We start from the raw sequence: 19,727 nt of genomic DNA, 5'->3' as shown, positions 1-19,727 counted from the left end.
GTAAAGGAGGGATTACAATGGATTTTAAAGAGTTTATAAAAAGTGATAGGGAAAAACATAATAAGCAGAAATTTAAAGGAACATTTATCGATTATTTAGAAATTGTAAAAAATAATCCTGACGTTGCAAAACTTTCTCATAAGAGGATTTATGATTTGATCGTAGATAAAGGATTTGAGATATTACGCCCAGAGGAAAATACAAAGATAAAGAAGATATACGGAAATGAGAAAATAAAGAAATATAATTTCTTTAAAGAAGATTTTTATGGTATAGATACAGTTATTATGAAATTAATGAATTATTTTCATTCAGCATCAATGAAAGGAGAGGAAGCTAGACAGGTATTGTATTTAGTAGGACCTGTTGGTGCAGGTAAATCTTCATTAGTTGAAGCTATTAAAAAATCTTTAGAAACAGCACCACCAGTATATGTTTTAGATGGATGTCCAATGCATGAGGAACCATTACATTTAATTCCTAAACACTTAAGAAAAGAATTTGAAGATATGTTAGGAGTTAAGATTGAAGGAGACTTATGTCCAGTTTGTAAGTATAGATTATTAAATGAATTTGGTGGAGAATATGAAAAATTCCCAGTTTCAACAAAGAATTTCTCAATCAGATCTAGAAAAGGAATTGGAGTTGTACCTCCAGTAGATCCTAATAACCAAGATACATCTATTTTGACAGGATCTATTGATATTTCTAAAATGGATATGTATCCAGAAGATGACCCAAGAATATTCTCATTAAATGGAGCATTTAACGTTGGTAATAGAGGAATGGTTGAATTTATTGAGGTGTTTAAAAATGATGTTGAATATTTACACACAATCATAACTGCAACTCAAGAAAAGTCTATTCCATCACCTGGTAAGGGGTCAATGATTTATTTTGATGGACTTATAATAGCTCATTCTAATGAGGCTGAATGGAATAAGTTTAAATCAGATCATACTAACGAAGCTATTTTAGATAGAATTGTAAAAGTTGAAGTTCCATATTGTTTAGAACTTAGTGAAGAGAAGAAAATTTATGAAAAAATATTAAAGAAATCTAACTTTGATGCTCATATAGCACCTCACACTATAGAAATAGCGTCAATGTTTGCTATTTTAACAAGATTACTTCCTTCAATGAAGGTTGACCCAGTTACTAAGCTTAAACTTTATAACGGAGAGGAAATTGTTGAAAAAGGAACAACTAAGAGAATTGATGTTTTAGAGCTTAAAGAAGAAGCTGGTCCTATGGAAGGTATGAAAGGAATTTCAACAAGATTTATTATAAAGGCTATAGATAATGCTTTATCAAATGCTGAGCATAAGTGTATAAATCCACTAAGTGTAATGGAAAGTATTATAAAGTCAGTTAAGGATATGGATATATCTCAAGATGATAAGAAAAAATATTTAGGATATATTCAAGATACTATAAGAAAAGAATATAATAAAATTCTTGAAAAAGAGATTACTAAAGCATTTATTCATTCATTCCAAGAGCAAGCAGAAAGTTTATTTAATAATTATATAGATAATGCAGAAGCTTATGTAAACAAAACAAAACTTAAGGATTCTGCAACTAGTGAAGAGCTAGAACCAGATGAAGAATTCATGAGAAGTATAGAAGAACAAATTGGAATATCAGAATCTTCTGCTAAGGGATTTAGAGCAGATGTAACATCATATATGTTCTATATAGTTAGAAGTGGCGGAAAAATGGACTATAGATCTTATGAACCACTAAAAGAGGCCATTGAAAAGAAATTAACAGCTTCAGTTAAGGATTTATCTAGAATAATAACTAAATCTAGAGTAAGAGATAAGGATCAAGATAAAAAATATGATTCAATGGTAAATCAAATGGAGAAGAATGGTTATTGTCCACATTGCTGCGATGTAATCTTAAAGTATGCAGCTAATAACCTATGGAAGGATTAAAGGAATGGCCATATTCAGAGACCTTGGAGAGAATCAAGTAGAACATGATAGATCTATAGAGGACAGGAGACGTCATAGACAGCTAGTAGAAAAGTCCATTAAAGAAAATTTAGGGGACATACTTTCTGAGGAAAGTATAATTGGAGAAACTAAAAATAAAAAGTATAAAATTCCTATTAGAGGAATAAAAGAATATCAATTTATTTATGGTTCTAATAATAAAGGTGTTACAACTGGAACAGGAGAAGAGAGAAGAGGAGATAGAATAGCTAGTGATAAAAGAAAGGCTATTGGAAATAATAAGGCAGGAAATCAAGAAGGAAAGGACATATATGAAACAGAAATAACCTTAGAGGAGCTTATGGATTATATAGTTGAAGATCTTGATTTGCCTAACTTAGATAGAAAGAAATACTCTGAAATAATAGTTGAAAGTGCAGCTAGAAAAAGAGGGTATCAAAAGTATGGTATAAGACCAAGACTTGCAAAGAAGAAAACTGTTATGTCAAAGATTGCAAGGAAACAGGGGAAGAAAAGAGCATTGCTTGAGGTTGGTAAAAAAGAGGAAATCGAAAGATTTCCTTTTAGAGAAGATGATTTAAGATATTATAAGGTAAAAAAACAACCTAAAAAGGAAAGTAATGCTGTAATGATTTTTATAATGGACGTTTCAGGTTCCATGGATAATACTAAAAAATATTTAGCAAGATCTTTCTTCTTTGTTCTATCTAGATTTATAAGAAGAAAATATCATAATCTAGCTTTTGAATTCATATCTCATACTACTACTGCTAAAAATGTTAATGAATATGAGTTCTTCCATAAAGGCGAATCAGGAGGAACTTATATATCTTCAGGTATAAATGCAGCTATAGACTTAATAAAAGAAAAATATCACCCAGGAGTTTGGAATATATATCCTTTCTATGCTTCTGATGGAGATAACTGGAGTGAAGATAATGAAAGAGCTATGAAAGCTGTAAATGAAATTTCAGATTTAAGTAATATGTTTGGATATATAGAGCTTCTTCCTTCAACCTATTCAACTACTATGTTCTATAGATTTAAAAAGGAAATAAGTAAGAAAAACTTTGTTTCTGTAGCTGTAAAAGAGAAGAAGGATCTATGGAATGCAATAAAATATATGCTATCTGAAGAACTACAAGAGGAGAATCAGCAAGAAGAGATTTCAAGATAAGGGGCATTTAATATGGATTATAATTTAAAAGATTTAGAAGGGTGGAACAATAAGATAGAGGAAATAGCTAAGAGTGAAGGACTAAATTATTATCCACAAGAATATGAAGTTATAGGATATAATGAAATGCTGAGCTATGAAGCATATGTGGGAATGCCTTCTAAATATCCACATTGGAGTTATGGTAAGGCTTATGAAAAAAATAAAACATTATATTCATTAAATATGACAGGATTACCATATGAGATGGTTATAAACTCTAATCCTTGCTTAGCTTATTTAATGAAGGATAACACACTATTACTTCAAATATTAACTATGGCACATGTATATGGTCATAATGATTTCTTTAAAAATAATAGATTGTTTGCGGAAGGCACAGATGCAGATAATACATTAGAGATGTTTAAGTTAGATGCAGATACTATAAGAGGATATATAAATGATCCAAGTATAGGGTATAGTCAAGTTGAGAGAATATTAGATGCTGCTCACTCAATAAGATATCAAATTCCAAGAGTTATTGGAGAAAAAAGAGAGTCACAAGATGAGCAGAGAAAGAGAATATTGAGCATATTCAACAAGAAAAAAGAAAATAGGGGTATTTTAGACTCTATGGAAGAAATACTTCCTCCAGATGTAAGTAAAATTCCATTAAATCCAGATGATGATATTATTCAATTTATAATAGACTATAGTAATCTAGAGGATTGGGAAAAAAATATTTTAAAAATAGTGAGAAGAGAAAGTCTATACTTTTTACCTCAAATAGAAACTAAAATAATGAATGAGGGATGGGCAAGCTATTGGCATTATAATATTTTGAAAAAGTTAAATCTGCCACAGGGTCTACATTTAGAGTTTTTAAAGAGACACAATGATGTTGTGGCACCTATTGCTTATGGATTAAATCCATATTATATAGGATTCAGAGTTTTTCAAGATATAGAAAAAAGGTATGGTAAAGAAAAGATTTTTGAGGTAAGAGCTCTAGAAAGAGATAATTCTTTTATAAGAAAATATCTAACTAGAGAACTTTGTGAGGAGCTTAATTTATTCCAATATGTTAAAAAGGGCTTTGATTATGTTGTAGATGACGTTTCAGATGAATCAGGGTGGAAAAATATTAGAAATTTAATTGCAGATGAATGTGGTGTAAGCTCTATTCCACATATTAGAGTTAAAGAATTAAATAAAAAAGATATGACATTAAACTTAGAACATGTTTTTGATGGTAGAGAATTAGAGGCTACTTATGCTAAGAGGACCCTAAAATATATAAATGTTTTATGGGGAAGAAAGGTAACTTTAAGTAGTAAAGGGAAAGATGGTTCAGATATTTTATTTATGTGTGATGAATAGAGAATAACTTTCATATTATAAATTGTAATTAATATTATATGGAGTTAAAATGAGTCAAACTGAAGTTTTTAAGAGACATTTTGATGAGATTAATAATTTAAGTTCACTTTTAAATAGCTATGCCAATACTTATAGACTTTTAGTGGGAGCAGCTGGAGAATTAAATAGTATAGCCAAAGTTAGGAAAAGAGATTTAGATGAGGCTTTAGATAGAGTCGATGAAATGGGTGAAATAATAGATTCTGTTTTAGAGATAATCAAGGAAAATGAAGAGGCATATATTAAGTATATAAAACTTAAGTCTCAAGTTATAACATCTAAAGCCTCAAAGGATGTAATTCTAACTGAAGTTGAACATGACTTGTTTTTTGATAATTCTATTAGAGAAGAGGAAGAAAAATAATAAAAAAGCCTATTAAAGAAAATTCTTTAATAGGCTTTTTTTAAAATTTCTTTAATTGTAAATTACTAACCATTAAGTAAGAGAATACAGCTAATATTACTATTGGGAATATAATGTTTATAGGATTATTTACAGTTAATAAAATAAATAAAGCTACAACAGCACCAGCAATAGTTATAGGTACTCCTCTAAATATACCGTCAAATTCAGTTGCATTGTATCTAGCTAATCTAAAAGCTCCACAAATAGGGAAGCAAAGTAATAATGCATAACCTATAATTCCTTTAGGACCTAGAGATTCAAAATTATAAAATACAAAAGTTAGTACTGATGGTGCAACACCAAATGATACTAAATCAGCTAAAGAATCTAGTTCCTTTCCAAGATCACTAGAAACATTTAAGTAACGTGCAACTCTTCCATCGTATCTATCAACTAATCCAGCCATAATTATGAATATTGAAGCTAATAGATAGTCTGATTTAAAGGTTGCTAATAATGATAATATACCAAAAGATAGGTTTATAAAAGTAAATATATTTGGTATACTACTTTTTCTCATATAATCACTCCTAATAAAAAGATTAACAATAATAAAATTATATTAATGTGTATCCATAAGTTTTAGATTTAAAATCAATATATAACGAATTAATTTTAAATTAATTGTGAATATAAAGTTAAAACATAGATATTATTGCATAAATATTGATTAAAGTCAAAAACATTTACTGATACTATATTATCGACAACAGGATTAACAAATGATATAATTTTATAATATTGCAGGGTTTGTATAATATATTAAAAATGATACCATTAATTAAAGGAAATATCAATTTAATTTATAATAAAGAATTAAAATTGGAGGAGCAAAACATTGAAGAAGGTAAGATTTATATATAACCCATATTCGGGAGAAAATGCTATTTTAAAAGAACTTGATAAGATAATAACTATGCATCAAGAAAAAGGATATACTATAGTTCCTTATAGAATTCAAAGAGGAGTGGATGTAACTCAGGCTTTGGATATAGTGGATTCTACCTATGAATACATACTTATTGCAGGTGGAGATGGAACTATTGATACTGTAGTTAATGCAATGAAGAGAAAAAATATAGATATTCCAATAGGTATAATTCCAGTAGGGACAGCTAATGACTTTGCAAAGCATTTAGGAATGCCTCAAGATGCTGGTGCATGTGTTGAACAAATATTAGATTCGCATGCTGTTGGTGTTGATTTAGGTAAGGTAAATGATAATTATTTTGTAAATGTATTATCTACAGGATTATTTACAGATGTATCACAAAAAACAGATACAAACTTAAAAAATACAATAGGTAAATTAGCGTACTATTTAAAAGGGCTAGAAGAATTACCTAACTTTAGAAAATTAGACGTTAAAATAACTGCTAACGGAACAGTTTTTGATGAGCCTATATATTTAATGCTTGTTTTTAATGGGCAAACTGCGGGTAACTTTAAATTAGCAACAAAAGCTAAGGTTCAAGATGGATTTTTAGATGTAGTTGTGTTTAAGGCATGCCATATTCCGGAAATAATACCTATGTTCATAAAGGTATTAAAAGGAGAACACTTAGATGATCCAAGAATTGAGTATATAAAAACAGATGAATTACTTATAGAATCTAATGAGGAAATAGTTACAGATATAGATGGAGAAAGAGGACCAGATTTCCCATTAAGAGTTCAATGTGTTAAAGATGGAATACAAGTTTTAGGAATAAATAAGTAATATAAATAATACTTTATAGTAATGAGAATTTTTAATATGTAAACAAAATAGGTGAGAAATAATTGAGGAGGAATTATGAATCAAACATTTATTTATTACACAGTTTTGTTTCTTATAATTTTTATTACTATAAGTAATTTAGTAGAAAATTATAGATATTCACCTAAAAAAATAAAAAACATTATAAGTATAGTTTTTTTATTACAAATAATAAGAATAGGGTCTTTAATAGCTTTATCTTTAGTAAATAATCAAAGATATATAAGTTTATTTAAGTACACTGGTTTTTTAGACATAATATATATCCCTTTAATAGTAATGTTAGCTTTCTATATATTCTTAAGGAGTGATAAAATAAAATTTAAATTTTTTAAATTTGCTCCATTTATATTAATAGGATTTTATTTCATTATGATAGCTATTTTTAATCCTTATTTTACTGTTTCATGGGAATATGGGTATCTAATTACAACAGAAAAATATTTTTTGTTTAAGGCTATATATATACTTATACTGACTATAATATTAAGTGCTTTAATACTTTTTAAAAAGGAAAAATATTCTGATAAAAAAGGTATTGTATTTTTAATAATCACTTTATCTATTATATTAATAGAAAATTCTTTAGGATTATTAGGTACTAATTTTTTAAATGGCATAATAATTAGTGAAGTTTTTCTGTGTCTTTTATGTTTTTATATAGTTTTAACCTTTAAGAAAAATAGAATTTCCATAAATGGATAGTTTTTAACTATCCATTTATTTTTTTTACTTTAAAGGGCACACTAAGTTAAAACTAAATTTTGAGGTGAAAGTATGAGGAAATTAATAATTGCATTTTTAGTTGGAGCAACATTTTTTACTATGGGATGTAAGAGTACAAAGGAAACAGTGCCAAAGGAGTCAAACACTCAACAGGTTAATCCATCACAAAGTGTTTCACCAAATCCAACTGAGGTGCCAGAAGAAAAAAATGCAAAAGAGGAATATGGTAAAAATAAAATCAAGAGTTTATATGATGAGCTGGTGAATAAAGTAGATGGAATTAAAGAGTTTAATGAGAAGGATTGGAGTGACTTTAAGGAGAGTTATATGAATGAACTTGCAAAAGCAGAAGAAGAATTAAAAGGAACTGAAAGCTTAAAAAATATAGAATTATTAAAAAACTTAACTTATGAATATGATAAGTTTTTAAAGGGAAATGGCAATAAAGAAGAAATAAAAAAATTGAAGGGAAAGATTGAATCTAACATAAAATAAGAATGGAGATGCATTAAAACTTTAAAGAATAAAACTTATAATAGTATGAAGAGAATATCTAGATAGAATTTCACTTAACTTCTGAGTTTAAGTAAGATCTTCGAAGTAATGGCAATAAATTTTTAGTGAAATATAGTAATTATTAGAGCGTATTTATAGGATTTATTTTAAGTTACTTTGATTATTCTTGTTTTATAAGATTGGCTCTGTTTTAAAGATTTGCCTAAAACAGAGCTATAAGATTAAATTTTATATAACAGGTGCCTCACACCAAAATTCTTCAGATGGAAGATCTTTTAATATTTCTCCAGAGTCTAATTTTATAACTCTTGAAGAAACTTCCTTTGCAAATAGCATATCATGAGTTATTATTAATACTCCTATATTTTCTTCAGCTAAAGATTTTATGATATTTGCAATATCCTTTGTTAGTGTAGGATCTAAGGCGGAAGTTGGTTCATCAAAACATATATAATTCGGGTTTAACATTAAAGCTCTTCCAATTGCAACTCTTTGCTTTTGACCTCCTGAAAGCTCACAAGGATAAGAATTAGCCTTATCTTCTAGAGAAAGCTTAGAAAGTATTTTTAATGCTTTATCAGTGGCTTCATCAAGAGAAAGATTTAAAGTGTGCATTGGAGCTAAGATTAAATTTTCTAAAATACTCATATGAGGGAAAAGGTTAAAGGTCTGAAATACTAGACCTATTTTTTTGTGAAGTTCTTTTAGAGTATTTGAATCAGCATATACTCCATTTTCACAAATTTTTATATTATCTAGGCTTATACTGCCGGAATCACAACTTTCAAGACCATTTAATATTCTAAGTATTGTGGTTTTGCCAGCACCAGAAGGTCCAAGTAAAGTTAATATTTCTCCTTCTTTAAAGGTAAAAGAAATATTTTTTAATATTTTATTGCCTTTAAAAGATTTTTCTAGATTTTTAATTTCTATCATTGTATAAACCCTCCTAATTATAATATGAATATTTTTTTTCTAATCTATCAAATAATTTAGTTAATACTGCTACTAATATTAAGTATATAACTCCTGTTAAGAATAATGGAATAAGAGAAGCATCTCTATTACTTGCTATTTTCCCAGCTCTTAAAAGTTCTCCTATACCAACTACATAAACCAATGATGTATCTTTAACAAGTGTAATAACCTCGTTTGCTATAGATGGTAAAATCTTCTTAAATGCTTGAGGAAGAATTATTTTCTTAAATGTAAACCACTTTGAAATCCCTAGGATTTTACATGCTTCAAATTGTCCTTTATCAACATCTTTTATACCAGCTCTAAATATTTCTCCAAAATAAGCAGCATAGTTTAATGTAAAGGCTATTATAGCAGCAGGAAATCTATCAATACTAACTCCTATTATAGGTAATCCAAAGAATATGAATATTAACTGTAATAGTAATGGGGTTCCACGCATTACCCAAATATAAAAAGATGATAGAGAACTTATTAGTTTGATTTTTGATAATCTAAGTACTGCAACAAATATTCCTAAAGGAATAGAAAGTATTAATGTTAATATAAAAACTCCTAATGTATTTTTTAAGCCGTCAAATATTGAAGGCATTAAAGTAATAATATAATCCAAAACTTGTACCTCCTTTTAGCTTTCTAAGTCTTTTCCAAACCATTTTTTAGATATATTAGCTGTTGTTCCGTCTTTTTTCATTTCCTCTAAAGTTTTATTTAGAGAATATACTAAGTTAGAATCTTTTCTAAGACCAATACTATAGCTTTCTTCTCCTAAATCTTCAGATAACACATAAAATTTATTTTGATCTTTTTTTGAAATATAATACTGAGCAAGAATTTCATCGCAAACAACAGCATCACTTCTTCCAGCTTCTAAATCCATAAAGCAATCATTAAAACTATCAAATAATACTGGTTCTTTCCCTTTAAAAGTTTTAGTTAAGTCTGATCTTTCAAATAAAACATCAAAAGAACTTGAACCGTCTTGAGTAGTAACTGTTTTTCCTTTTAAATCATTTAAAGTTTTTATGTTAGAATCAGAAAGAGTAACAATAACTTGTCTATTTTTTAAATAGGGTTTTGTAAAGGCAACTTTTTCAGCTCTTTCTGGAGTCATTGTATATCCGTTCCAAATTACATCTATATTTCCATTATTAAGTTCAGTTTCTTTCATTGACCAATCAATTGGTTGAAAAGTAACATTTAAATTCATTCTTTTAAAGGCTTCTTTTGCTAAATCAACATCAAAGCCTACAATACTTCCTTTTTCATCTCTGAATCCCATAGGAACAAAGGTATCGTCTATTCCAACTATTACAGTATTTTCATCCTTTTTATTTTCTAATTTTTTTGAGGAGCAACCATAAAGTATAGTTGAAAAAATTAATATGCTAAATAATAAAAATAATACTTTTTTCATAACTTCCTCCTTGCTTTATCTTATTATCACTTTACCATGATGAAGTGATGAAGTCAATGGAAAAATAAAATATTTTTATTTAAATATGTGGAAAACGTTGCATTTTAGAGTTTATATAATATAATAAATTAGAGAGTTATGTAATTTTTTATTTATAGGTGGTGAAACTAAATGGAAGATAGCCCTCGAGAAGATAGGTGCAATTTAAAATTAAATAAAAAAAGAGAAGAGGGAAGTTATTTTCTATTTGGTAAATTTAGGACATACTTCTCCTTTTCTTGATAATAAAATTTAATTTTAAAATTCTTTTGAATTTTAGAGTTAAGAGGAGGAGATATGAATGAATAAATTAACAATGTTTTTATACAGTAATATAATCAATAAGAAAATATATGATGAATTTAATGAAGTTCTAGGCGTTTTAAAGGACGTATATGTAACAACAGAAGATGGATATCCAAGAATTATAGGATATAAGGTAAAGAGAGATGGAGTCATATTTGATTATGAATTTAAAAATATAGATTTTTATCAAAAAGATAATGGTAAGTTTAAAATACAAATAAGAGGTAGCAGAGAAATTTTGCCTAGAAATTATAGTTATCTATTATCTCAAAACTTATTAGATAGAAAAATAGTTGATATAAACGGGAAAAAGGTAGTTAAGGTTGATGACTTAAGAATAGTTAAGATAGCAGGAGAGTTTAGAGTTATAGCTGTTGAAACAGGAAAAATAGTTAAGTTTAGACGTAAGGGTATGGAAACTTTAGGGAAAATACTAGCTAAGATATTTAGAGAGAGGTTCCAAGAAAAAGTTATTATGTGGGAAGACGTTGAGTCTTTAGAAATGATAAATGAGAACTTAAAATTATCTATCCCTTATAAAAAGCTTCAAAAATTACATCCAGCAGATTTAGCAGATATACTTGAAGAACTTGATGCCACAAACAGAAAAAAGGTTTTTGATAGCTTAGATGAAGACTTAGCAGCAGATACCTTAGAAGAAATAGAACCAGAAGTACAAAGCAGTATAATAAAGGGGCTTTCTCATTCTAAGACTGCAGAACTTTTTGAAAATATTCCAAACGATGAAATCGCAGATATTATAGATGAGTTAGATGAAGAGGAAAGAGAAAAAGTTTTAATTGCTCTAGAAAATGAAGATGCTGAAGAAGTTAAAGAACTTATGGGTTATTCAGATGAATCTGTAGGTAGTATCATGAATAAGGATTTTATATCTTTTAACTTAGACCTTACAGTTAAGGAGACAATAGAGTTATTAAGAGAATTAAATGCTGATGAAGAAGTTATGTACTATGTTTATATAACTGATGAAGAGGATAGATTAAATGGAGTAGTAACTCTAAGAGACTTAATAATGAATGAAGAAAATACTAGACTTAAGGAGATTATGCATACATCTTCTATAAGTGTTAATATAGATAGTACTATTGAGGATGCCATAGAAAAATCTACTAAGTATGATTTAATATCTATTCCTGTTGTAGACTATGAAGAAAAATTAGTTGGTATGGTTCTTATTCATGATATAGTTGATGAATTGATTCCTAATAATTTAAAAAGAAAATTTAAGAAAAAGTATGCAGATTAGTTGACAAAATTGAATAAAAGCATATAATGAAATATATAATTCTTATCAGAATAGTCGGATAAATGTTGTGATAAAGTAAAGTATTATAAAGAAAGGTCACAGAGAGAAAGTGATGCTGGAAATCTTTCACCATAACTTTATAAGAAGTGCGCTTTTGAACAGAAATTTCGAAGAAGTTAAATAGTAGAAATTTTCGAGTATCACCCGTTAAAGTGATAAAGTATTTATTGTACTTGATTAAGTGAGGTCTTTACCTAATTAGAGTGGAACCACGGAGTAAAATACTTCGTCTCTAAATAGTGTAAGGGCCTTTTATTATATATTTTTAGGAGGAAATTTATATGGTTTTTAACAATCTTTTAAGTTTAATAGGAAACACACCAATATTAAAAGCTAGCAATCTATTTGTTGGAGAGGAATTGCCACAAGTGTTTGTTAAACTAGAAAAGTTTAATCCTGGAGGAAGCATAAAAGATAGAGCTGCTTTAGGAATGATAGAAGAGGCTGAAAAAAATGGCTTATTAAAGGAAAATGGAGTTATAGTAGAACCTACTAGTGGAAACACAGGAATTGCAATAGCTATGATTGGAAAAGTTAAAGGATATAAGGTTATTATAACAATGCCTGAAACTATGAGTAAGGAAAGAAGAGATATGATAAAAGCTTATGGAGCAGAAATCATATTAACTGAAGGTAGCAAAGGTATGAAAGGAGCTATTGAGGAGGCTGAGAGATTAGCTGAAACAAAAGGGTATTTTATGCCACAACAATTTTTAAATGAGGCAAATGCAAAGAAACATTATGAAACAACAGCTGAAGAAATAATAAAAGATTTACCAGACTTAGATGTTCTAGTTGCTGGAGTTGGAACTGGGGGATCTATTACAGGTATAGGAAGAAGATTAAAAGAATTTAATCCGAATATAAAGATAGTTGCTGTAGAACCAAGTAGCTCAGCAGTCTTATCAGGAGAAAAGCCAGGGCCTCATAAAATTCAAGGCATAGGTGCCGGATTTGTACCAAAGATATATGATGATTCAGTAGTTGATGAAATAATAAAGGTTAGCAATGAAGATGCATATTCTATGGCAAAAAGTTTTGCTGATAAAGAGGGTGTTCTTATAGGAATATCTTCAGGTGCAGCTCTACAAGGTGCAAAAGAAGTTTTAGAGAAACTAGATAAGGATAAAAAAGTATTAGTTATAGCACCTGATGGAGGGGAGAAATATTTTTCAACAGGGCTATATGATTAATCAGTAGGAGTGAAAATTTTGTTTGAAAAACTAAGATATGATATAGAAAGTGTTATGAAAAATGATCCTGCAGCTAGATCAAAGATAGAAGTTCTTTTACTTTATCAAAGTATTCATGTTTTGATTTTTTATAGAATTGCTAACAGGTTATATAGATTTAAATTATTTTTTCTAGCAAGGTTAATTTCTCAGTTAGGAAGATTTTTTACAGGTATAGAAATCCATCCAGGAGCTAAAATAGGTAAAGGTCTTTTTATAGACCATGGAATGGGTGTTGTAATAGGGGAAACTGCAGAGATAGGAGATAATGTAACAATATATCATGGTGTTACCCTTGGAGGAACTGGAAAAGAAAAAGGGAAAAGGCATCCGACGGTTGGAAACAATGTTATAATTGGATGTGGAGCTAAAGTCTTAGGGCCAATAAATATAGGAGATGGAGCTAAAATAGGAGCTAACGCCGTAGTATTAAAGGATGTTCCGCAAGGGAAAACTGCTGTAGGGATTCCGGCGGTTTTTAAAAATTAGCTTATAAACATTCCTATTATTAGTATTTGATTTATAATAAGACTATATCTAAAATTATTTTTAGCAATTAAAAACAAAAGTTTTAAAATTTGTTTTGAATTACTAAAAAGAGATTTAGTATAGTCTTTTGTTTATATAATTTGAGGTGATAATATTTGAAGGAAAAGATTTTGGAGTATTGTAAATCTTTAGGGTTAGATAATGTTGGTTTTGTAAAGTGTAGAAGATTTTCAGAACTTGAAGAGGTGTACAATATAAGAAAAGAAAAAAAGTTTGAAAATGAATTTGAAGAAAAAGATATTGAAAAAAGAGTTAATCCTAAAGTTTACATGGAAGATGGAAGAACTATAATAACAATTGCTTTTCCTTATTTATATAATGAAGAATATGTTGATAATGGTTTTTCAGTTTACACAAGAGGAAAAGATTATCATTATGTTGTAGGTTCTTATTTAAAGAAGATAGGTAAATACATAGAAGAATTAGGTGGAAAGTCAGTAGCTTTAGTTGATAGTAATTCTTTGCCAGAAAGGTATATTGCTTATTTAGGTGGCATAGGGTTTATTGGTAAAAATAATATGTTAATTACTAAAAAGTATGGTTCTTATGTATTTTTAGGAGAAATAATAACTAATCTAGATATTGACTGTGAGGAAGAGAATACTTTAGAGGAGCTTAGAACTTTTAAAGAGTGCGGAACTTGTGAGATATGTTATAAAAATTGTCCAACTAAAGTTTTAAATAGAAGTGGAATAAAAAATACTAACTCATGTATATCATATATAACTCAAAAAAAGGATATAGAAGATAAATATTTTAAGCTTATGAAGGGAAGAATATTTGGATGTGATAGTTGCCAAAAAGAATGTCCATATAATAAAGAAATTTCATACACCAATATAGAGGATTTTAAGCCATTTGATTTTATGCAAAAGAATTCCTTTGATGATATTGATAAAATGAGCAAAAAAGAATTTAATGAAACTTTCAAAAAAACCTCTTGTGGATGGAGAGGAAAAAATACAATATTAAGAAATATAATGGTAAAAAAAGCATTGGTTGAGAAGGCTGATATATCAAAATATCAACTTAATTCAGATAATCTTAAGGATTTTAAAAATAGACTTTTAAATTTTTATGATGTATAATAATATATTGTTAAAATTTAATTCAGGAGGTAATTGAATGTTTACTCGTATAGGGGCTAATGTTTTAGTTAGACTACCAGATAGTATGTTTAAACCAATAGCGGGAAGTTTAATCGGAAGATGTTTAAATAAATATGCTGACTTAAAAGTTGAAGGGCTTGATGAATTAAAAAAAGAAAAAGGACCTTTTATATTTATAGGAAATCACTTAAGCAATGCAGATGGTTTAATTTTAGATAAAGTTTTAAGAAAGGATTATGATCCATATTTCATAGCAGGAGTAAAGCTTAATGAAGAAGCTTTAACTAATATAGGAACTAGATTAGTTAAGAATATAAAAATAAAACCTAACTCAGCAGATAGAGAATCACTTAATAAAATAGTTAATTCTGTGAAGAATGGAGAAAATATAGTTATTTTTCCAGAAGGAACTAGAAGTAGAAATGGTGGAATGATAGAGGCTAAAAAAGGAGTTCTACTTATAGCTAGATTAACAAAGGCTAAAATTATTCCTTTTGGAATGACAGGAACGGAAAAACTTATGCCAATAAATGATGAAAACATGGGAGCTGAGAAATTTCACCATTCTGAAGTTAATATAAAATTTGGCAAACCTATAGAATTACCTAAGAAAGAAAAAGGTGAGGACAAACATGAATATGAAGAAAGATCTTTAAATCACCTTATGAAAAGTATAGCAAATCTTTTACCAGAAAGTTATAGAGGTGTATATAAAGACTAGGGGTATGTATTATGAAAAAGAGAACTAAAGAGGTATTAGAAATTTTAAAAGAAGAATATCCAGACGCTAAGTGTGAATTAAATTATGAAACTCCTTTTCAACTTTTAGTTGCAACTATTTTATCGGCACAAACTACAGATAAAAAGGTAAATGAAGTAACTAAAACTTTATTTAGGGATTATCCTGATGTAGATGCCTTTTTAAAAATAAGTCAAGAAGAGTTAGAAGAGAGAATAAAGCAAATTGGACTTTATAGAAATAAAGCGAAAAACTTAATCATGATGGTACATCAGTTAAAAGAAAACTTCAACGGAGAAGTTCCTAAGACTATGGAAGGAATAACTTCTTTAGCAGGAGCGGGAAGAAAAACTGCCAATGTAGTTTTATCAAATGCCTTTGGAGTTCCATCTATTGCTGTAGATACTCATGTGTTTAGAGTTTCTAATAGAATTGGATTAGCGCACTCAGATAATGTTTTGGAAACTGAAAAACAACTTCAGAAAGAATTGCCTAAGAAAGAATGGTCTTTAGCTCATCATCTTTTGATTTTTCATGGAAGAAGATGTTGTACAGCTAGAAAGCCTAAATGTGATATTTGTAAAATAAATAAGTATTGTGATTATTTTAAAAATAATAAATAAAAGAAGCTACATTTTAATGTAGCTTCTTTTATTTTGTTGCTTCTTTTTTGTTGTATAAAAATATAGCAAGTGATGCTAATAAAATTAAAACATAACCTATTAAAGAAATTTTATCAGGAAGATCTCCAAAAAGTGTAAAGCCAATTAAGGCTGAGAATATAACCTGAGTATAATCATAAATAGATATATCTCTAGCAGGAGCATATTTGTAAGCAGCAGTTAAAGCAAATTGAGCGCAAGAGGCTGCAACACCTGCAAGTATTAAAAATGCAAATTGTTCTAAAGTAAAAAATTTAAATTGGAACAACATAATAGGGAAAGTTGTTACTATTGAGAAGAAAGAAAAGAAGAAAACAATGGTAGCTCCTTTTTCCTTCCCACCTAGATACCTTACGAAAGTGTATGCACCACCAGCAAAGGCTGCTGAGCAAAGTCCTATTATAGCAGGTATAAAGTTACTTGCTAAGCTTCCAGATGGTCTAACTATAAATAAAACCCCTGAGAAGGCAACTAAAAGAGATATTATATGAATTGGTTTTAATTTTTCTTTTAAGAATAAATAAGAAAATATAATAACAAAAAATGGACTTAATTTGTTAAGAATAGTAGCATCTGATAGCATTAATCTATCGATTGCATAGTAATTAGCCCAAATTCCTAAAGTTCCTAAAGCAGAACGTCCTATTAGAGCAAGTCTATTTTCTTTATGACCAAAAAGCAATGCATTATCTTTTTTTACTAAATAAAATGCCACAAAACAGCTAACTAAGTTTCTAAAGAAACTTTTTTCTATTGATGGTAAATCTCCGGATAATTTAACAAAGGTACTCATAAGAGCAAAACTAAAAGCTGATATGGTTATTAAAATTATCCCTTTTGTTTTATTATTCATTTAATCCTCCTATAAAATTTTTATATTAACATTGTAGTTCTTATAAATAAATAGGTCAATATAAATAATATATGGTAAAATTATGAAGAAAAAGATAACTTTTTGAAAAAAATACAAATTTAACTTTTTAAAAGATTTATTTAATATATAATGAAAGTATTATTCTAATTAAGAATGGGGATAAATTAGGTATGTTAATTGGACTTTTTAATAATTTAAATATTAAAGGAAAAAACATAAAAAGAATAGCTGTAGTTACAATAGTCTTATTAGTTTTATTTTTTATAAAAAGTTTAGATATTATTATAGGGTTAAATGGAGAACAGTTTAATGATTTAAGCATAAATTGTGCTATTGAAGAAGTTATAGTTATGACCCAAGCACTTCTTTGTTTCATGATATTAGTAATATGCTTTATATATTATAGAGGGTTTAAGAGAAAAAACTTTTTTGGGATTTCACTTATATATGTAAGTTTAATTACTGAAATGATAGCTATGTTACTTATGGGTAAAATAGTTAGAAATCAAGTTTATGATTTAAATTTGTTTAGTATAATGTTTAGAGGAATATTAATGCTTTTAGCTATTTTAGCTATGAAAAAGTTCGAAGAATTTATACGTAAATATAAGAAAATAACTTTATTAACTGTAATTGGAGCAACATTTATTCTACAGGTTTTAAATATGAAGTATGATTTAGGTATTTATAATGATACCTTCATACTAAATTTAACATTAGTAATAATTGTTTTAATATATATAGCTTGTATTGCAATTTGTTTTGTAAAGTGCCTGAAATATAGGGAAATAACATATTTAGTAATAATGATAAGTGGAGCTCTTATGTTATTAAAGTTGGTTTATGGAATTTCCTTAACGATTACTAATAATGATCTTATAAAGATAAATATTATTTTCTTTATATTCCTATCTTTTATGAGTTTTGTTTTTGGAATGTTTTTTGATTCTCTGCAAGTTATTACGAATAAAAATTTTATGCAAGAGGAATTAAGTGCATTTTTTAATCTAATAGAATTCGATTGTAATAGTGAGATAATCTTACTAAGTAATAATCTAAATGTAATATATGCAAATGAAAAATGTAGAAAAAAAAGAATTTGCAATGGAGCAGGCATTGATGAAAATTATTATGAATTAGAAAAACAGATAAAAGAGTTCCTATATAGTAAAAACGTAATTAGTATAGAAAGTGTTCTTAGAAATTCTAAAGAATGGAAAGGAATATTAAAGTTAAATGGAGAGCGAGAAGTAATAAGAGTAAATCTTCAGAGAATAAGAAAGAAAAAACATCTTTATTATGTTTTAAGGTTAAATGACATAACAGAAGAATATATGATGGAGAAAAACTTGAAGTTAGATGAGCAAAGACTTAGAGGGGTTACTGAAAACATAAAGGATTTAATATTTACAATTGATGTGGAAGGAAAAATAACCTATATAAATAAAGCTGTAATTGATGTCTTAGAATATGATGAAGAAGAGCTTATAGGAAAAGTTTATTATGATTTTCTTTTGCTTGAATCCAATCTTAAAATGATAGATAGTAAATATTTTGATAAGGACAAAGTGTTAACTATAGATAAAGTAAAATCAAAAAATGGAGTGGTTGAATTAGAATCCATATCAAGTAGAATTAAGGATAGTAAAAACAATACATTAGGATGGGTAAGAGTTGCTAGGAATGTTGAGGATGTTAAGGAAATAGAGGTATTAAAGAATAAATTTGAGGAAATAAAACAATATGATAAGGTTAAAAATGAGTTTTTTGCAAACTTATCTCATGAACTTAGAACGCCTATTAACATAATATACTCTTGCATACAACTTTTAAATAATAATAAAAAAAATGAAGTTGGATTTTCTAATTTCTATGAAAAGTATGAAAAGACCTTAAAACAAAATTGTTTTAGAATGTTACGACTTGTAAACAATCTTATAGATATAACAAAAATAGATTCTGGCTTTATAAAGATGGACTTTGTTAATTATGACATAATAAAACTTACAGAAGACATAACCATGTCTGTAATACCTTATGTTGAGTCTAAAAATATTGATATAATATTTGATACTGATTGTGAAGAGTTAGAAATAAAATGTGATCCAGATAAAATTGAAAGAATAATTTTGAATATTTTATCTAATGCAATAAAATTTACAGAGGCAGGCGGAAAGATAGAGGTTAATGTTATAAATGATGAAAGCTGGGTTGATATAAGAGTTAAGGATACAGGAATAGGAATTCCATCTCATATGAAGGAATTCATTTTTGAAAGATTCATACAAAACGATAAGTCTTTAAATAGAAATAAAGAAGGAAGTGGAATAGGGTTATCCTTAGTTAAATCTTTAGTAGAGCTTCATGAAGGAAAAGTTTTCTTAAGGGAAAGTAGTGAAAATGGAAGTGAATTTTCAATTTTACTACCTAACATAAAATTTGAAAATTGCGTGGAAGAAAGTGGGAGTTTAGATTATAAAACTGAAGTAGAAAAAATATCAATAGAGTTTGCTGATATATATGAAATATATTAAATATATTTCATATAT

At 27.9% G+C, this 19,727-nt stretch carries 19 protein-coding genes and 1 other annotated feature; of the genes, 14 read left to right on the top strand and 5 right to left on the bottom strand.

Annotation, left to right across the window (positions count from 1 at the left end):
* Nucleotides 1-17 precede the first annotated feature (17 nt).
* From OIF33_RS00795 to OIF33_RS00780, 4 genes are read left to right on the top strand one after another with little or no spacing between them, the layout of a single operon-like run.
* The gene (locus OIF33_RS00795) at nucleotides 18-1,940 is read left to right on the top strand and encodes a PrkA family serine protein kinase (protein WP_322502321.1); all 1,923 of its coding nucleotides are present in this window, start codon (nucleotides 18-20) and stop codon (nucleotides 1,938-1,940) included.
* A 4-nt stretch (nucleotides 1,941-1,944) separates the two neighbouring features.
* A complete protein-coding gene (yhbH, locus tag OIF33_RS00790) occupies nucleotides 1,945-3,138 on the top strand; it encodes a sporulation protein YhbH (RefSeq protein WP_322502320.1) in 1,194 nt (397 codons plus the stop codon).
* A 12-nt stretch (nucleotides 3,139-3,150) separates the two neighbouring features.
* Nucleotides 3,151-4,500, top strand: a complete 1,350-nt coding sequence (locus OIF33_RS00785) for a SpoVR family protein (RefSeq protein ID WP_322502319.1) — start codon at nucleotides 3,151-3,153, stop codon at nucleotides 4,498-4,500.
* Between the two features lie 49 nt (nucleotides 4,501-4,549).
* Entirely contained in the window at nucleotides 4,550-4,903 is a 354-nt protein-coding gene (locus tag OIF33_RS00780; RefSeq protein ID WP_322502318.1) for a hypothetical protein, read from the top strand.
* Between the two features lie 40 nt (nucleotides 4,904-4,943).
* On the opposite strand, the gene pssA is transcribed toward OIF33_RS00780, so the two are convergent.
* A complete protein-coding gene (gene pssA, locus OIF33_RS00775) occupies nucleotides 4,944-5,465 on the bottom strand; it encodes a CDP-diacylglycerol--serine O-phosphatidyltransferase (protein ID WP_322502317.1) in 522 nt (173 codons plus the stop codon).
* Nucleotides 5,466-5,783: 318 nt separating this feature from the next.
* On the opposite strand from pssA, the gene OIF33_RS00770 reads away from it, so the two are divergent.
* The 3 genes from OIF33_RS00770 to OIF33_RS00760 all read left to right on the top strand — a co-directional run bounded on the left by OIF33_RS00770 (nucleotide 5,784) and on the right by OIF33_RS00760 (nucleotide 7,925).
* Nucleotides 5,784-6,665, top strand: coding sequence for a YegS/Rv2252/BmrU family lipid kinase (locus tag OIF33_RS00770; protein WP_322502316.1), 882 nt, complete (start codon nucleotides 5,784-5,786; stop codon nucleotides 6,663-6,665).
* A gap of 75 nt (nucleotides 6,666-6,740) precedes the next feature.
* Entirely contained in the window at nucleotides 6,741-7,409 is a 669-nt protein-coding gene (locus OIF33_RS00765; protein ID WP_322502315.1) for a hypothetical protein, read from the top strand.
* Nucleotides 7,410-7,481: 72 nt separating this feature from the next.
* Complete coding sequence (locus OIF33_RS00760; protein WP_322502314.1) at nucleotides 7,482-7,925, top strand: hypothetical protein; 444 nt, start codon at nucleotides 7,482-7,484, stop codon at nucleotides 7,923-7,925.
* A gap of 249 nt (nucleotides 7,926-8,174) precedes the next feature.
* Here the strand turns inward: OIF33_RS00760 and OIF33_RS00755 are convergent, their stop codons facing one another.
* The 3 genes from OIF33_RS00755 to OIF33_RS00745 are packed head-to-tail and all read right to left on the bottom strand — an operon-like array spanning nucleotide 8,175 to nucleotide 10,341.
* Entirely contained in the window at nucleotides 8,175-8,882 is a 708-nt protein-coding gene (locus OIF33_RS00755; RefSeq protein WP_322502313.1) for an amino acid ABC transporter ATP-binding protein, read from the bottom strand.
* Nucleotides 8,883-8,895: 13 nt separating this feature from the next.
* Nucleotides 8,896-9,537, bottom strand: coding sequence for an amino acid ABC transporter permease (locus OIF33_RS00750; RefSeq protein ID WP_322502312.1), 642 nt, complete (start codon nucleotides 9,535-9,537; stop codon nucleotides 8,896-8,898).
* Between the two features lie 15 nt (nucleotides 9,538-9,552).
* A complete protein-coding gene (locus OIF33_RS00745; RefSeq protein ID WP_322502311.1) occupies nucleotides 9,553-10,341 on the bottom strand; it encodes an amino acid ABC transporter substrate-binding protein in 789 nt (262 codons plus the stop codon).
* Nucleotides 10,342-10,681: 340 nt separating this feature from the next.
* Here OIF33_RS00745 and OIF33_RS00740 point away from each other — a divergent pair, with 340 nt between their 5' ends.
* From OIF33_RS00740 to nth, 6 genes are all read left to right on the top strand, one after another.
* The gene (locus tag OIF33_RS00740; RefSeq protein WP_322502310.1) at nucleotides 10,682-11,953 is read left to right on the top strand and encodes a magnesium transporter; all 1,272 of its coding nucleotides are present in this window, start codon (nucleotides 10,682-10,684) and stop codon (nucleotides 11,951-11,953) included.
* A 58-nt stretch (nucleotides 11,954-12,011) separates the two neighbouring features.
* Nucleotides 12,012-12,250: a binding site (T-box leader), on the top strand.
* Between the two features lie 44 nt (nucleotides 12,251-12,294).
* Entirely contained in the window at nucleotides 12,295-13,206 is a 912-nt protein-coding gene (cysK, locus tag OIF33_RS00735; RefSeq protein ID WP_322502309.1) for a cysteine synthase A, read from the top strand.
* Nucleotides 13,207-13,224: 18 nt separating this feature from the next.
* Nucleotides 13,225-13,734 carry a serine O-acetyltransferase EpsC gene (epsC, locus tag OIF33_RS00730; protein ID WP_322502308.1) on the top strand — a complete coding sequence of 170 codons (510 nt, stop codon included), beginning with the start codon at nucleotides 13,225-13,227 and terminating at the stop codon, nucleotides 13,732-13,734.
* A gap of 155 nt (nucleotides 13,735-13,889) precedes the next feature.
* On the top strand, nucleotides 13,890-14,882 hold the full coding sequence (gene queG, locus OIF33_RS00725) for a tRNA epoxyqueuosine(34) reductase QueG (RefSeq protein WP_322502307.1): 993 nt from the start codon (nucleotides 13,890-13,892) through the stop codon (nucleotides 14,880-14,882).
* A gap of 37 nt (nucleotides 14,883-14,919) precedes the next feature.
* Complete coding sequence (locus tag OIF33_RS00720; protein WP_322502306.1) at nucleotides 14,920-15,624, top strand: lysophospholipid acyltransferase family protein; 705 nt, start codon at nucleotides 14,920-14,922, stop codon at nucleotides 15,622-15,624.
* Nucleotides 15,625-15,635: 11 nt separating this feature from the next.
* Nucleotides 15,636-16,265 carry an endonuclease III gene (nth, locus tag OIF33_RS00715; protein WP_322502305.1) on the top strand — a complete coding sequence of 210 codons (630 nt, stop codon included), beginning with the start codon at nucleotides 15,636-15,638 and terminating at the stop codon, nucleotides 16,263-16,265.
* Nucleotides 16,266-16,293: 28 nt separating this feature from the next.
* Here nth and OIF33_RS00710 read toward each other — a convergent pair whose 3' ends face one another.
* Complete coding sequence (locus tag OIF33_RS00710) at nucleotides 16,294-17,157, bottom strand: DMT family transporter (protein ID WP_322502304.1); 864 nt, start codon at nucleotides 17,155-17,157, stop codon at nucleotides 16,294-16,296.
* A gap of 191 nt (nucleotides 17,158-17,348) precedes the next feature.
* Here OIF33_RS00710 and OIF33_RS00705 point away from each other — a divergent pair, with 191 nt between their 5' ends.
* Nucleotides 17,349-19,712 (top strand): PAS domain-containing sensor histidine kinase, encoded by a 2,364-nt coding sequence (locus OIF33_RS00705; protein WP_322502303.1) that lies wholly within the window; start codon nucleotides 17,349-17,351, stop codon nucleotides 19,710-19,712.
* The last annotated feature ends 15 nt before the right edge of the window (nucleotides 19,713-19,727 follow it).

The organism is Clostridium sp. LIBA-8841, from assembly GCF_034439435.1.
GTDB lineage: Bacteria > Bacillota > Clostridia > Clostridiales > Clostridiaceae > Sarcina.
The sequence above is the reverse complement of the archived record's forward strand: the minus strand, read 5'-3'. Positions and strand labels throughout refer to the sequence as shown.